Source organism: Sphingomonas rubra (genome assembly GCF_900115745.1).
Taxonomy (GTDB): Bacteria; Pseudomonadota; Alphaproteobacteria; order Sphingomonadales; family Sphingomonadaceae; genus Sphingomonas; species Sphingomonas rubra.
Genome location: NZ_FOXP01000007.1, coordinates 1 through 13,748 on the forward strand (window position 1 = coordinate 1; position 13,748 = coordinate 13,748).

15 protein-coding genes and 2 pseudogenes are annotated in these 13,748 nt (G+C 68.9%); 9 read left to right on the forward strand and 8 right to left on the reverse strand.

From position 1 onward, the window contains the following. The 3 genes and pseudogenes from BM145_RS09560 to BM145_RS15695 all read right to left on the reverse strand — a co-directional run. Positions 1-219: pseudogene (locus tag BM145_RS09560) on the reverse strand (IS21 family transposase); the annotation flags it as partial. A 145-nt stretch (positions 220-364) separates the two neighbouring features. Continuing rightward, on the reverse strand, positions 365-610 hold the full coding sequence (locus BM145_RS09565; protein ID WP_093333434.1) for a hypothetical protein: 246 nt from the start codon (positions 608-610) through the stop codon (positions 365-367). After that, the gene (locus BM145_RS15695) at positions 607-846 is read right to left on the reverse strand and encodes a hypothetical protein (protein ID WP_143090151.1); all 240 of its coding nucleotides are present in this window, start codon (positions 844-846) and stop codon (positions 607-609) included. The genes BM145_RS09565 and BM145_RS15695 overlap by 4 nt, the downstream gene beginning before the upstream one ends. A gap of 307 nt (positions 847-1,153) precedes the next feature. On the opposite strand from BM145_RS15695, the gene BM145_RS09570 reads away from it, so the two are divergent. Next, on the forward strand, positions 1,154-1,363 hold the full coding sequence (locus tag BM145_RS09570; RefSeq protein ID WP_093333435.1) for a hypothetical protein: 210 nt from the start codon (positions 1,154-1,156) through the stop codon (positions 1,361-1,363). A 142-nt stretch (positions 1,364-1,505) separates the two neighbouring features. Here the strand turns inward: BM145_RS09570 and BM145_RS09575 are convergent, their stop codons facing one another. After that, complete coding sequence (locus BM145_RS09575) at positions 1,506-1,760, reverse strand: hypothetical protein (protein WP_093333436.1); 255 nt, start codon at positions 1,758-1,760, stop codon at positions 1,506-1,508. A 100-nt stretch (positions 1,761-1,860) separates the two neighbouring features. Here BM145_RS09575 and BM145_RS09580 point away from each other — a divergent pair, with 100 nt between their 5' ends. The 5 genes and pseudogenes from BM145_RS09580 (at position 1,861) to BM145_RS09600 (ending at position 4,448) form a co-directional block, all read left to right on the forward strand. Beyond that, positions 1,861-2,166 (forward strand): putative quinol monooxygenase, encoded by a 306-nt coding sequence (locus BM145_RS09580; RefSeq protein WP_093333437.1) that lies wholly within the window; start codon positions 1,861-1,863, stop codon positions 2,164-2,166. Positions 2,167-2,495: 329 nt separating this feature from the next. Further along, positions 2,496-2,606: pseudogene (locus BM145_RS16620) on the forward strand (DUF6538 domain-containing protein); the annotation flags it as partial. A gap of 210 nt (positions 2,607-2,816) precedes the next feature. Beyond that, positions 2,817-3,251 (forward strand): RidA family protein, encoded by a 435-nt coding sequence (locus BM145_RS09590; RefSeq protein ID WP_093333438.1) that lies wholly within the window; start codon positions 2,817-2,819, stop codon positions 3,249-3,251. A gap of 167 nt (positions 3,252-3,418) precedes the next feature. Then, positions 3,419-3,991: an NADPH-dependent FMN reductase gene (locus BM145_RS09595; RefSeq protein ID WP_093333439.1), complete on the forward strand. Its 573-nt coding sequence runs from the start codon at positions 3,419-3,421 to the stop codon at positions 3,989-3,991. 70 nt (positions 3,992-4,061) lie between these two features. Further along, positions 4,062-4,448 (forward strand): VOC family protein, encoded by a 387-nt coding sequence (locus BM145_RS09600; protein ID WP_342741807.1) that lies wholly within the window; start codon positions 4,062-4,064, stop codon positions 4,446-4,448. Positions 4,449-4,649: 201 nt separating this feature from the next. On the opposite strand, the gene BM145_RS09605 is transcribed toward BM145_RS09600, so the two are convergent. From BM145_RS09605 to BM145_RS09620, 4 genes are read right to left on the reverse strand one after another with little or no spacing between them, the layout of a single operon-like run. Next, complete coding sequence (locus BM145_RS09605) at positions 4,650-5,948, reverse strand: MFS transporter (protein WP_093333441.1); 1,299 nt, start codon at positions 5,946-5,948, stop codon at positions 4,650-4,652. Between the two features lie 48 nt (positions 5,949-5,996). Continuing rightward, a complete protein-coding gene (locus BM145_RS09610) occupies positions 5,997-6,779 on the reverse strand; it encodes a 2-keto-4-pentenoate hydratase (protein ID WP_093333442.1) in 783 nt (260 codons plus the stop codon). Positions 6,780-6,825: 46 nt separating this feature from the next. Then, positions 6,826-8,274 (reverse strand): mannitol dehydrogenase family protein, encoded by a 1,449-nt coding sequence (locus tag BM145_RS09615; RefSeq protein ID WP_425441091.1) that lies wholly within the window; start codon positions 8,272-8,274, stop codon positions 6,826-6,828. Between the two features lie 8 nt (positions 8,275-8,282). Beyond that, positions 8,283-9,749 carry a UxaA family hydrolase gene (locus BM145_RS09620; protein WP_093333443.1) on the reverse strand — a complete coding sequence of 489 codons (1,467 nt, stop codon included), beginning with the start codon at positions 9,747-9,749 and terminating at the stop codon, positions 8,283-8,285. 116 nt (positions 9,750-9,865) lie between these two features. On the opposite strand from BM145_RS09620, the gene BM145_RS09625 reads away from it, so the two are divergent. From BM145_RS09625 to BM145_RS09635, 3 genes are all read left to right on the forward strand, one after another. Continuing rightward, complete coding sequence (locus tag BM145_RS09625; RefSeq protein ID WP_093333444.1) at positions 9,866-10,888, forward strand: LacI family DNA-binding transcriptional regulator; 1,023 nt, start codon at positions 9,866-9,868, stop codon at positions 10,886-10,888. A gap of 218 nt (positions 10,889-11,106) precedes the next feature. After that, positions 11,107-12,519 (forward strand): glucuronate isomerase, encoded by a 1,413-nt coding sequence (gene uxaC / locus BM145_RS09630; protein ID WP_245739238.1) that lies wholly within the window; start codon positions 11,107-11,109, stop codon positions 12,517-12,519. Positions 12,520-12,603: 84 nt separating this feature from the next. Further along, the gene (locus BM145_RS09635) at positions 12,604-13,626 is read left to right on the forward strand and encodes a sugar kinase (RefSeq protein WP_093333446.1); all 1,023 of its coding nucleotides are present in this window, start codon (positions 12,604-12,606) and stop codon (positions 13,624-13,626) included. Positions 13,627-13,748: the final 122 nt, after the last annotated feature.

The following is a 13,748-nucleotide window of genomic DNA, read 5'->3' on the forward strand; positions in this document are numbered from 1 at the left end:
TACCTCGTCTTCCTCCAGCAACGCGTCCAGTTGCGCCTGAAACGGCCCCAGCTTCGGCAGCGGCTGCACCTCCCGCCGGTAACCCATGTCCGCCTCCGGCGCCCGGATCGCCTTGCGCACCACCTTGCGCGATAGGTGCAGGTCCCGCGCTATCGCCTTGATGGCCTTCCCCGACGCGTGCTCGCGCCGGATCCTCAATACCGTCTCCAATACCAGCATCCCGATCTCGCCGCCTGACACACCGCCAAGCGAGCAGCCTAGACCACCGGGATGAGGGGTCCTTTTTCGACGCCGATCACCCCGCTATCGGGGTCCCTTTTCCACGCCGATCCACAGCGATGGACAAACCAAGCAGCGGCGACAGTCATCGTGCCTCAATCCCGCGCCGCTGTATTTCAGCCGCGATAGCGTCCCGTTCGACCGCTGCGTCCTGATCATCCGATTGGCGGTGAGCATCTCTCAATCGGGTGTCCGGCCAATCCGCCTCGATGCGCCCGATCTCCAACCGGGCCGCCTCGATGCTTGCCTCGTCACCTTCTCCGAAACCGGGACGCAACATCTCATCGAGCGTTGCTCGCAGACTCCGCAGGCGTGCAATGTCGCTGGTCATGTTGCTCTTGAGCCTAGCGTGACGCGCAAACCTCTAGGGGTCACGAACGGAGCGTTGAGGGTAAGAAGGCTGGCCTTCGCGAGTTCGGCATGGTGCTCAGCGGCACGGATGTGGATCGCAGCCAATTCCTCCATCGGCGACGCCACCGCCAGCGCCACGTGATGTGCCAGCAGGTCGCGTGGGTCGTCCAGAAAAGGTGAACTGCGCATCGTCGTCTCTCCGATATACAGCTTCAACCCTCGGCGGAGGCAATTCGGCTCCGCGCCAATCCGTCGCACATTGCCCCATGTTGCGTCGTAACTCCTTTGCGGTGATCGGCGCCAACCTACCTGCTGTGATGACGCTACGGGCGCGGGTTGGTCGGCACAAAATTCGACGAAGCCCCTGACGACGGTCAAGCACGGGTAGCGGGCCGCCCGCTGCGGCAGGACCTTATGCGAGCTATTTGCCGGTAAGGAATTGGAAAACCACTTTTGCGATGAACCGGGTGATTAAGTTGCAATCGGCCGTAGAGCCTTGCGTTCCGTAACGTCATAGCACGCCATGACGTTCAAGGCGCACTCACTGCAAGCGGTCGTGGCATCGCACGGCTACATTATCGTTGAGGCGGACGCACTGTCGCTGACGCTTACACCTATCGACGCGCTTCGGCTGTCCGATTTGTTGCTGCAAGTCGCCGTGGAGGAGATCGCGCGAGATACAGCTGTGCGGCTCGATGGTGATCAGAGGAGTGGACCACACGAACGTAGTTGACCCGAGATCGTCGCAGGACAGAAAGTCCGCCGATCCTCCAAGCAGAAGCAGAGCTATGAGCCATGGTCGACGAGCATGGTGGCGGCGCTGCCAGCAATCGCAGAACGCAGCACGGCATCGCTGTCCCTGCTGCGTAGTCTATCTACGTTGACGGGAGAGGATCCGACCGCAGTACGTCATCGAGGCGACCGGCGAGTTCCATAGCGACAAGCTGCGTTCGGTAGAACTGTTCCAACTCGTGATGAACGAGGCGCACCTCGTCGGTTTCAGCCAACGCGGCGAGCAGCACCTGGCGAAGGCAGTCCTCCTCCAAAGTGCGGGCATCAAGCTTGTACGTCACGCGGTGCGTCTGGCTCGGGAAGGTTGACGATTCGTCAATCGAGCGTCTCAGCGCCATAACGAAGGGCGCTCCGGCGGATCGAGGAATACCGACTATCGAGCTTGCCAGCGCGGCCGATGCCTCGCACGTATGGGCCAGATTGAAGGAGCACCGCCGCATGCCCGTCAAAGTCATAGCCTTCGTGTCCGTGAACCCCGGTAAGGAGGAGGCGTTCGTGACCGCTGCCGGGCCCTGCATCACCGCATCCCGATCTGAACCGGGCGTCTTGCACTACGAGCTCTGGCGAGAGGCGGAGGGTGAGCGGCGCTTCGTGTTCAACGAACTGTACGTCGACAACGCAGCCGTCCAGGCCCACATGGCGTCCGACCACTTCAAGGCGTTTGGGGCGGCGAGCCGCGACATCGTTGCAGCGCGACCGACCATCATTGTGACGCGCCCGGTCGACGTCGCCTCGCAGGTATAGCGCAGGTTCATTTCCTAGCATTTCCCACGCTAAAGCGCTCTAGCTAGGAAGTGGCTGATGCACGAAGAAAGGCGAGTCTGGGACCTACGTGGGTCGGCGAATAGAAGTTGGGCAGGGCTCCGCTTAAGCTGTTGTAAACAAACAGTTTTGACGGTTGCCTGAGCAGCCTTCGTAATGCGGGGGTCACAGGTTCGAGTCCTGTAAGCGGCACCACCTATCCCAAGTTACTCATCTGCTTGGGGCTTTCGACAAATCGATGCTTGCGACGGGTGTCTGCTACAAACATAGCGGGGACGTATGAGCGCGTATTTATCGGGCGCGACGGCGGTATGTACCATTTCCGAGTGGCGATCCCTCACAAGGTGCGCCCGGCCTTTGGTGGTAGAAGCGGATGCATAAGGTCGCTTGGAACGAAAAATAGACGAGAAGCCAAGCGCCGCTTGCCTTTTCTCGACGTTATCCATGAGAAAATGACCAAGCTGTTCGTCGATCGGTGTCCGACCTGCACGTTGGTGCCGGTGTCGGCTTCGGCGCAGCCGGGCATGATGGTGCAAATTGCACCTCTGGCCGTCGTTCCGAGTCGCTAAGTCAGATACAGCGCGCAACGGAACGATGGATCGATCGACATGACGAGAACGGGAGTATTGGCGATGGCGGCAGGAGCGGCCCTTTGCGCGTCTTCGCAGGCGCAGGCGCAGACCTATCTGAAAGACGACGCCGCACAGTCGCGCGGCTACTCCTCGGGCGTCGTAACCGAAGGGGGACGGACGGTCTGGATCTCCGGCCAGACCGGGCTGGTCGACGAACAGGGACGATCCATGGCGGGGAACGCCGAGGGTCAGGCGCGCGTGGCTTTCCGCGCGATCGACAACGTCGTGAAACGGGCCGGCGGCAGCATGAAGGATGTCGTCTCGGTCACCATCTATCTGACCGATCCGCGCCTGCTCGAACCGCTGCTGCCGGTCCGTCGCGAGTTCTTCCCGGACGGCAATTTCCCGGCGAGCACGACCGTGACCGTCCACAGCCTGGCGCAGGTCGGGATGATGGTGGAGATTTCCGCAATCGCGGTCGTTCGCGACAAATAACCCTGCGGCCGCCGCTACGCCTCTAGGACGGTACGCGGTGGAGAGGACGGGCGGCTGAACGTTGTCATTCTTGCCGACGTTGAGTTGCGGATTGCCCGCTTGGCAAACCGGCCTTTCACCGCGTTCACGCCGACCATCCCAAGCACCGTTCCCAAGAAGGAAGTTCCATGTCCTGTCCATCGCTTCTCGCCATTTCCGGCAGCCTGCGCGCGGAATCGTATAGCACGGCGCTTCTCCGCAGCCTGGCCGACGCCGCTGCCGGCAAGGCGGCGATCACGGTGCTGACACTCGGCGACGTGCCGATGTACAACCAGGATCACGATACGGATACGCCGCCGGAGGGCGTCGCCAAGCTACGTGCCGCGATCGCCGCGGCCGATGGCCTGATCGTCGCATCACCGGAGTATAATCACGGCATTCCCGGCGTGTTGAAGAATGCGCTCGATTGGGCCTCGCGGCCGGTTGGGGCATCCACGCTGACGGGCAAGACGGCCCTGACGATGACCTCGTCCCCCGGCGCGCTCGGCGGCGTTCGTGCCCATGCGCCGCTCAACGAGAGCCTCTCCTCGATCGGCGTACGTGTCGTGCTCCGGCCTCAGGCGGTCGTTGGTTCGGTTCACCAGAAGATGACGGACGGCCGTCTCACGCATCCCGACACGCTCGCTTTCCTGCTCGCCGGCCTCGACGAACTGCTCCTGGATATCGCGCGGCCGGGTGCCGCTGACCGGGAGGCGGACTGAACGGATGGAGCCGCATTGCCCGGGTAAGTCGACCAAGCCCGGGCGTAGTGGCACGAACAACCGTTACCGCTTGCACCTGACCGCCCTTCTCGTCGACGAGTACGACACCGCGCTGTCGTTCTTCGTAGGGAAGCTCGGCTTCGAGTTGCAGGAGGACACGACGCTGGGCGACGGCAAGCGTTGGGTCGTGATCGCACCGCACGGCGCGCCAAGCGGCCTGTTGCTGGCGCGCGCTGTCGGCGACAGACAGCGAAAGGCGATCGGCGATCAGAGCGGCGACCGCGTCTTCCTCTTCCTCGAGACGGACGACTTCGCCCGCGACCATCTTGCTTACACGGAGCGGGGCATCCGCTTTGTCGAGGCGCCCCGCCACGAACCCTACGGCATCGTGGCTGTCTTCGAAGACATCTATGGCAACCGCTGGGACCTTATCGAGCCATGCGCCGCCAAAGGATGACTCCCGATCGCGCCTTCGTCGTGGAAGTCTCTCGACACACCGACGCGCGTATCACGAGCCGACGGGCAGTCGTCCTCGCGCGGTTTTGTTGCGCTGGTCCTGATCCGACCCCGACGTTCACGATCAGCCCGTTTGGCCGCGCCCCGACGGAACTGAGGTGAGGGCGGGGCTGCGGACGTCCTGTCCGGATCAAGGACGAGACTAGCGCGCATCGACGCGCGCCAGCCGGGGCGAGAGGAGGTGCACCGCGAGCAGCGCGACGAAGTAGGCGCTGCCGGCGATCGCGAACAGGACGGAGTAGTTGTTGCCGGTCGCATCCAGGACATAGCCGGTGAACAGCGCCATCCCCATGCCGCCGATCGCCCCCACCGTGCCGCCGATCCCCACCACCGAGCCGACGGCGGTGCGGGGGAATGTGTCGGAGGGGATGGCGTATAGTGTGGCGGAAAAGGCCTGGTGCGCCGCCGTCGCCAGGCCGATCACCGCCACCGCGCCCCACACGCTGGCGATCCCTTGCGCGAAGAAGATCGGCAGCACGCAGAAGGCGCAGATCAGCATGGTGAGCTTGCGCGCGACATTGGGCGTCCGCCCGCGCGCGATGAGCTTGGACGACAGCCAGCCGCCGGCGATGCTGCCGAAATCCGAGATCAGGTAGATCGCCGCCAGCGGCAGGCCGAAGGTCTTCAGGTCCAGGTCGTAGCGGTCGAACAGGTAGCCCGGCAGCCAGAACAGGAAGAACCACCAGATCGGGTCGATGCAGAACCTGGCCAGCGCATAGGCCCAGGTCTCGCGATGCGTGGCGACACGGCCCCAGGACAGCGGCTCGACCGGATCGGCGGGGTCCTGGCGGATATAGGCGAGCTCGGCCGCCGACACGCGCGGGTGCCGCTCGGGGTCGCGGTAGATGGCGAGCCAGGCGACCAGCCACAGCATTCCGAACACGCCCGTCGCGTAGAAGGCGACGCGCCAGTCGAAGGCGAGGACCAGCGCCGGTACCAGCAGCGGCGTGACGATCGCACCGATATTGGCGCCCGCGTTGAACAGCCCGATCGCGTAGGCCCGCTCGCGCTGCGGGAACCACTCTGTCACCGCCTTGATGCCGGAGGGGAAATTGCCCGCCTCGCCCACGCCCAGGCCGAACCGGGCCATCGCGAAGGTGGTGATGCTGGTGGCGAGTCCGTGCGCCATGTGGCTGACCGTCCACACCAGGATCGCGATCGTGTAGCCGGCGCGCGCGCCGACCACGTCGACGATCCGCCCGAACCCGACATAGCCGATCGCGTAGGCGAGCTGGAACCAGAAGATGATGGTGGCGAAGTCGCTTTCCGACCAGCCGAACTCGTCCTTCAGCGTCGGCTTGAGCACGCCGATCATCTGCCGGTCGATATAGTTGATCGCCGTCGCCGCGAACAGCAGCGCGCAGATCACCCAGCGATAACGGCCGACGCGTGCCGACGCGTCGGCGACCGCGGGATCGGCGCCGGGGGCGGTTGGTTCCATGACACTCTCTCCTGTGCGGCCTCTTGGCGGGCCATTATGGTGGGCCTTCTAGGAGGCCCCGATGCTGCACTCGACCGTCCAGCGGCCGTCGAAATCGGCGGCCACGCGGTCGCCCGGCCCGACCGGGTGGACGCCGGTCACCGCCCCGGTCGACACCCACGTCCCCGCGTCCAGGGCGATGCCGCGGCGGGCCATGTGCTCGAGCAGGAAGCGGACCGCGCCGAACGGGCCGTCGAGCATCGTCGCGGTGGTGGCGCGGCCGACCTCCGCGCCGTTGATCGTCAGCGTCACCGGCCAGGCATCCAGGTCGGCCTCTTGCCATCCGTCGGCGAGGGGGCCGACGACCAGGCCGTTGTTGTTGCCGAAATCGGCGATGGTGACCGCAGGGCCGTGGCGGTTGATGCCGGGAAAGGGCGAGCCCGCCACCTCGATACCGACGTGCACCGCGTCGACCAGCGCGCGCGCCTCCTCGATCGTGTAGCGGGTCTTGGCGGGATCGGGTGCGGCGGCGAGGCGGAGCAGGAACTCGGCCTCCGCGGCGGCGAAGCCGCCGGCGATGACGGGCATGGCGGGCACCCCTTCGCCGTCCGCCACCTGGTCGGCGAAGATCGGGCCAGCGAGGCGGTTCTGCCCGTCGACCGGCGGGGCGATCCTGCCCACCTTCCACCCGGCGACGCGGCGGCGGGCGAGTGCCAGCGCCTTGTCCTGCACCGCATAGGCTTGGTCCAGTGTCGCAGGGATCACGCCCGGAAAGTGCGGCAGCGCCGTGCCGGTGCGACGTGCCTCCACGAAGGCACGCGCGGGGGTCGCCTGTTCAACGATCTGCGTCACGCATCCTCCCCCTTCTCCGTCGCGCCGATGCTATGGGGAACCGGTGTCATGAGCAATCGCTCGCCAACAGGGCGTTCCATTGGCCGGCGGCGGCCCGCGCCGCGGCGGTGCCGATCGCCTCGACCGCCGCCGGGTCGGCCGCGAGGCCGGGCAGGAAGCCGATCGCCTCGTCCGCCAGCGTCCGCACCACCGCCGCCGGATCGGCGCCGCGCGCCACCTCGGCCAGGCGCGAGGCCGCCGGGTCGACGATCGCCGTCCCCGCCGCCGCGCGCGTCATCAGGAAGGCGACCCAGCAGCCGAGCGCGGCGACGACGTGGCCGGGCATCCGTCCCGCCGCCCGGTTCGCCGCGAGCGTGTCGCCGAGGCGATAAGGCAGCTTCTGCGACCCGTCCTGCGCGATCTGCTCCAGCCGGTGGACGATGCCGGGATTGCAGAACCGGTCGAGCACCGCGGCGCGGTACGCGTCGAGATCGAGGCCCGGCACCGGCGGCAGCGCGGGCACGATGTCGCGCCGGATCATCGCGTCGACGAAGCCGGCCAGCGCCTCGTCGCGCATCGCCTCGGCGACGCCGGCGTGGCCGCGCAGCAGCCCGGCGTAGGCGAGGGTCGAGTGGGCGCCGTTGAGGATGCGCAGCTTGGCGCGTTCGTAGCCGGCGACGTCGGGCGTCAGCGTCGCGCCGACGCTCGCCAGGTCGGGGCCGAGCGGGCGGCCGTTGTCCTCGATCACCCATTGGGTGAACGCCTCGCGCTGCACCGCCGCGTCGTCGGCGAGGCCGCCGAGCGCCGCGGCCACGTCGTGCGCCAGCGCCTCGTCGCCCGCCGGGGTGATCGAATCGACCATGGTCGAGCGGACGTCGACTTGCCGCTCGATCCAGTCGGCGAGGCCCCTGTCGGTCGCGCGCGCGAAGGCGATCAGCGCGGCGCGGATCTTGGCGCCGTTGCTCGCCAGATTGTCGCACGGCAGTATGACGAAGGGCGCGGTCCCCGCCGCGCGCCGCGCCGCCAGCCCCGCGACGATCCAGCCGACCACGCTGGCGGGCACCGCCGGCCCGGCCAGGTCGTGAACGATGTCGGGATGCGCCAGGTCGAGCGTGCCGTCGGCCGCGAGGCAATAGCCCTTCTCGGTCACCGTGGTCGTCACCAGCCCGACCGCCGGATCGGCGAGCAGCGCCCGCGTCTCGGCCGCGTCGCTCGGCCCCAGGAAGCGGCGATGCGCGCCGATCACCCGGAAGGACGGCGCCGCGTCGCGGATCGCCAGCGTGTAGAGCCCGTCCTGCTGGGCGAGCGCGTCGACCGTGCCGCGGCTGCGCATCGACACTGCGGCGATCCCCCAGCGCGGATCGCGGTCGAGCAGCGCGTCGACATAGGCCGCCTGGTGCGCGCGGTGGAACGCGCCCGGGCCGAAATGGACGATGCCGACGCCCACCCCGCCCCGGTCGCGCGGGGCGGGGATCGCGGCGGGCAGCCGCGCCAGCGTGTCGTTCGACAGGACCACGGCCCGATTCACAAGGTAACCCCGCGCTTCCAGATCGCGATCTCGCGTTCCTCGTTGCGCTCCGCCGCCGTCTCCTCGCCCGAGGCGATCGCGACCACGCGGTCGATCAGCGCCGCCTCCGCCGCGTCGAACCCGTCGTCGAGCACGGTGCCGGCATCGAAGTCGATCCACTGGGGCTTGCGCTGCGCCAGCGCGTGGTTGGTGGCGATCTTGACCGTCGGCACTGGGAAGCCGAGCGGCGTGCCGCGGCCGGTGGTGAACAGGATCGCGGTGGCGCCCGCGGCGACCAGCGCGGTGCACGACACCGCGTCGTTGCCGGGGGCTTCGAGCAGCGTCAGCCCGTCGCGCCGGACCCGATCGCCATAGCCGATCACGTCCGACAGCGGCGCGCGCCCCGCCTTCTGGACGGCGCCCAGCGATTTCTCCTCCAGCGTGGTGATGCCGCCCGCGACGTTGCCGGGGGAAGGATTCTCCGACACCGGCTCGCCATGGTCGAGGAAGTAGCGTTTGAAGCCGTTGACCATGTCGACGACCGCGCCGAACACCGTGTCGTCGACCGCGCGATCCATCAGCATCTGCTCGGCCCCGAACACTTCCGGGATCTCGGTCAGCAGCACGCGCCCGCCCGCCTCGACCACCCGGTCGCTCATCCGGCCGACCAGCGGATTGGCGGTGAGGCCCGACAGCCCGTCCGACCCGCCGCATTTCACGCCCAGCACCAGCCGGTCGAGCGGCACCGACGTCCGCTTCACGTCGGCGAGGGCGGCGAGCGCGATCACCTTCTCCACGCCCTCCGCCACCTCGTCGTCGCTCGCCTGCGCGGCGAGGACGCGGATCGCCGGACGGCGCCATTCGGGGATCTCGCCGACCAGCGCCGCGACCTGATTCTCCTCGCAGCCGAGCCCGACGATCAGCACGCCCGCCGCGTTGGGATGGCAGGCGAGGCTCGCCAGGATCGCGCGCGTGCCGGCCAGGTCGTGGCCGAGCTGCGAACAGCCATGGGGATGCGAGAAGGCGTGGACCCCGTCGACCCGGTCGCCGAGCATGGCCGCCGCGCGCGCCGCGATCCGCTCCGCCGTGCGCGCCACGCAGCCGACCGTGGGCAGCACCCAGATCTCGTTGCGCGTGCCCACGCGCCCGTCGCCGCGGACATAGCCTTCGAAGGTCGCGGGCAGAGCGGGGCGGGCGGGGGCGGGGGCGGCCGGCCGGTAGCGATACTCGCCCGCGCCGCCCAGCGCGGTGGCGACGTTGTGCTGGTGGACGTGCTCGCCCGCCGCGATCGCGCGCGTCGCGCGGCCGATCGGGTAGCCGTATTTGCGCACCGCCTGCCCGGCCGCGATCGAGCGGAGCGCCAGCTTGTGGCCGCGGCCGACCGGATCGATCAGGGTCACGCCCGCCGCCTGCTCGCCCGCGGCGGCGTCCTCCAGCAGCGTCGCGACATCGTCGTTCGCGTCGATCAGCAGCGCCTCGGCCATTCCACCCTCTCGTGCGTTCCGGTTTCGGTAACCGGTGTCATATGCCGTAGCGCCGGGGCGGGCGCAAGCGGCGGCGGGTTGGACAGGCGCGGGCGCCCACGGCTATGCCGTGCCCGATGCAGCGCACCGGCCAGCCCACGATCAACGACGTCGCGCGCGTCGCCGGCGTGTCGAAGAAGACGGTCAGCCGCGTCATCAACCGCTCGCCGCTGCTGGGCGGCGAGACGCGGGCGCGGGTGGAGGCGGTGATCGCCGAACTCGGCTACGTCCCCAATCCGCAGGCGCGCGCGCTGGCGCTGCGCCGCAACTTCCTGATCGGGCTGGTCCACGACAATCCCAACGCGCAGACGGTGATGAACGTGCAGCAGGGGATGCTGGAGGCGCTGCACGGCACCGAGTTCGAGATGGTGGTGCGCCCGATCGATCGGGGGTCGGCGACGATGCTGGAGGATCTGAAGCATTTTCTGGAGCGGCAGCGCCCCTACGGCGTGCTGCTGATGCCGCCGGTGAGCGAGAACGACCTGGTCGCGCGCGCCTGTGCGGAGATCGGCTGCCGCTACGTCCGGATGGGATCGGCGATGCTCGACGCGCCCGAGCGGATGGTCGCGTCCAACGATCGCGACGCGGTGCGCGCCGCCACCGCCTATCTGATCGACCAGGGGCATCGCCGCATCGGCCTGATCGGCGGGCCGCACGGCTTCCGCTCGGCGCGGGAGCGGCGCGGCGGGTTCGAGGAGGCGCTGGCCCAGGGCGGCATTTCGCTGCCCCGCAGCTTGATCGCCGACGGCAACTACACGTTCGAGAGCGGGCTGGTCGCCGCCGAGCGGCTGCTGGACGCGGTGCCGCGCCCCACCGCGATCTTCTCGTGCAACGACGAGATGGCGGCCGGCGTGATCCACGCGGCGCGGCAGCGCGGACTGGACGTGCCGGGCGACCTGTCGGTGGTGGGGTTCGACGACACGCCGATCGCCGCGCATGTCTGGCCGCCGCTCACCACCGTGCGCTGGCCGATCGCCTCCATGGCGCGCTCGGCGACGCTGAAGCTGATCGCCGACCCGGAGGCGGACGGCGTGGAGGAGCCGTCGCTGTTCCTTTCCACGCTGATCCGCCGCGCCTCGGTCGCGGCGCCGAGCGACTGAAGTCCTCCCCTGCAAGGGGAGGGGGACCATGCGAAGCATGGTGGAGGGGTGTCCCCGCTGGCGAAGAAGCGGATTCGAGCAGCCGGTGACACCCCTCCGTCATGCCTTCGGCATGCCACCTCCCCTTCCAGGGAAGGATCAAGGCACCTGATTGACTTGGACCTCTGACACCGGTTACCAAACCCGCGCAGCCGATGGCGCGACAGGAGAGAATATCCGTGACGAGGCCGCTGGCGCTCCATCCCGACCGATTGTTCCCGGCCGATCCCGCCACCCGCGGCATCGCGCGCGCGCTCTACGCCGAGATCGCCGACCTGCCGATCGTCTCCCCGCACGGCCATGTCGACCCGAACTGGTTCGCGACGGACGAGCGCTGGACGGATGCCACGACGCTGCTGCTCGCGCCCGACCATTATCTCTACCGGATGCTCTACTCGCAGGGGATCGACCTCGACGCGCTGGCGATCCCGTCCAGGGCGGGGACGCCCGCGACCGACCCGCGCGCGGCGTGGCGGCTGTTCGCGGAGCATTACCACCTGTTCCGCGGCACGCCGTCGCGCCTGTGGCTCGACCACGTCTTCGCCGAGGTGTTCGGGCTGGACGTGGCGCTGGAGGGGGCGACCGCCGATCATTATTACGACGCGATCGGCGCCGCGCTGGCCACCGACGCCTTTAGCCCGCGGGCGCTGTTCGACCGGTTCCGCATCGACTTCCTCGCCACCACGGAGGGCGCGCACGACGACCTCGCCGCGCACGCCGCGATCCGCGCGTCGGGGTGGCAGGGCCGCGTCGTCACCACCTACCGCCCCGACGGTGTCGTCGACGTCGAGCACGAGCAGTTCGCGGGGGCGATGCGGCGCTTCGCCGAGCTGACCGGCGAGGACGTGTATGGCTGGCACGGCTATCTCGCCGCGCACCGCAAGCGCCGCGCCGCGTTCCGCGCGGCCGGTGCCACCGCGACCGACCACGGCCACCCCACGGCGCAGACCGCCAATCTTTCCACGGCCGAGTGCGAGGCGTTGTTCGCGCGCATCACGGGCGGGAGCTGGACGGCGGCGGACGCCGAGCTGTTCCGCGCGCAGATGCTGACCGAGATGGCGAAACTGTCGGTCGAGGACGGCATGGTGATGCAGATCCATCCCGGATCGTTCCGCAACCACAATGCCGGCCTGTTCGCCAGCCACGGCCGCGACAAGGGCGCCGACATCCCGACGCGCACCGATTACGTCCACGCGCTCAAGCCCATGCTCGACGTGGTCGGCACCAGCCGCGACCTGTCGGTGATCCTCTTCACCCTGGACGAGACGAGCTACGCGCGCGAACTGGCGCCGCTCGCCGGCCATTATCCGTGCCTGAAGCTCGGCCCCGCCTGGTGGTTCCATGATTCGCCGGAGGGGATGCGCCGTTTCCGCGAGGCGACGACGGAGACGGCGGGTTTCGCCAACACCGTCGGCTTCAACGACGACACCCGCGCCTTTCTGTCGATCCCCGCGCGCCACGACGTCGCGCGCCGCGTCGACTGCGGCTTCCTCGCCCGCCTCGTCGCCGAGCACCGGATCGAGGATTGGGAGGCGGCCGAGCTCGCGCGCGAGCTGACCGATGGCCTCGTCCGCCGCGCCTATCGCCTCTGACCGCACCGCGTCGGGCGGCGGCCGATCGGCGCGGTGATGCGCCACATCCTCCCCGTCGAGGACGAGGCATGAAGGAGAAGGTGAATGCCCCAGTTCCTGGCGTTCGGTGAGATCATGCTCCGCCTGTCGCCCCCCGGGCGCGAGCTGCTGCTCCAGACGCCGCGGCTCGACGTGTGGGTCGCGGGCGCCGAGGCGAACGTCGCGACGCAGCTTGCCCGCCTCGGCCACGACGTCGGCTTCGCCAGCCGCGTTCCCGCCAACGATCTCGGCCACGCGGCCGTCGCCACCTTGCGCGGCCACGGCGTCGACGTGCGACACATCCAGTCGGGTGGCGAGCGGATGGGGCTCTACTTCGTCACCAGCGGCGCGGGGATGCGCGCGACCGAGGTTGTCTACGACCGCGCCTGGTCCTCCTTCGCCGAGGCGCCCGCCCAGGCATGGGACTGGGACGCGATCCTCACCGGCGTCGACCGCCTCCATCTGTCGGGCATCACCCCCGCGCTCGGCCCCGTTCCCGCCGAGAGCGCGGTGGCCGCGGCCGAGGCGGCGGCGGCGCGCGGCATCGCGGTGTCGTTCGACGGCAATTGGCGCGGCAAGCTGTGGGCGCGGTGGGATGCCGACCCCCGCGCGATCCTGACGCGCATCGTCGCGCACGCGGACCTGATGTTCGGCAACCACCGGGACGTGGCGCTGCTTCTCGGCCGCGACGACTTCGCCGGCGCCGAAGGTCTTCGGGGCGAGGATCGCCGCCGCGCCGCCGCCGAGGCCGCCTTCGACGCTTTTCCCAACCTCCGCACCATCGCCTCCACCGCGCGGGTCGTCGAGCACGTCGACCTCAACCGCCTGTCCGCACGGATCGACACGCGCGAGGGCGTCGCGCAGACCGACGAGGTGGTGCTCGCCGGCATCGTCGACCGGATCGGAGGCGGCGACGCCTTCGCCGCGGGCGTCCTCCACGGCCTGCGCACCGGCCAGGACAGCACCGGCGCCGCGCGCACCGGCCTCGCGCTCGCCGCGCTCAAACACTCGCTGCCGGGCGACGCCGCCTTGTTCCGTCAGGCCGACATCGACGTCTTTCTGGAGGGCGGACTCGACGTCCGGCGATGACGACGCGTCCCCACCTTCGGACCGCAGGACCGGCGTTCTAGGCCGGATTGACATTCACGTTCTTGCCACCCCGGCGAAGGCCGGGGGCCAGATGGAGAACGTGCATGCGAGGCGTCCCACCC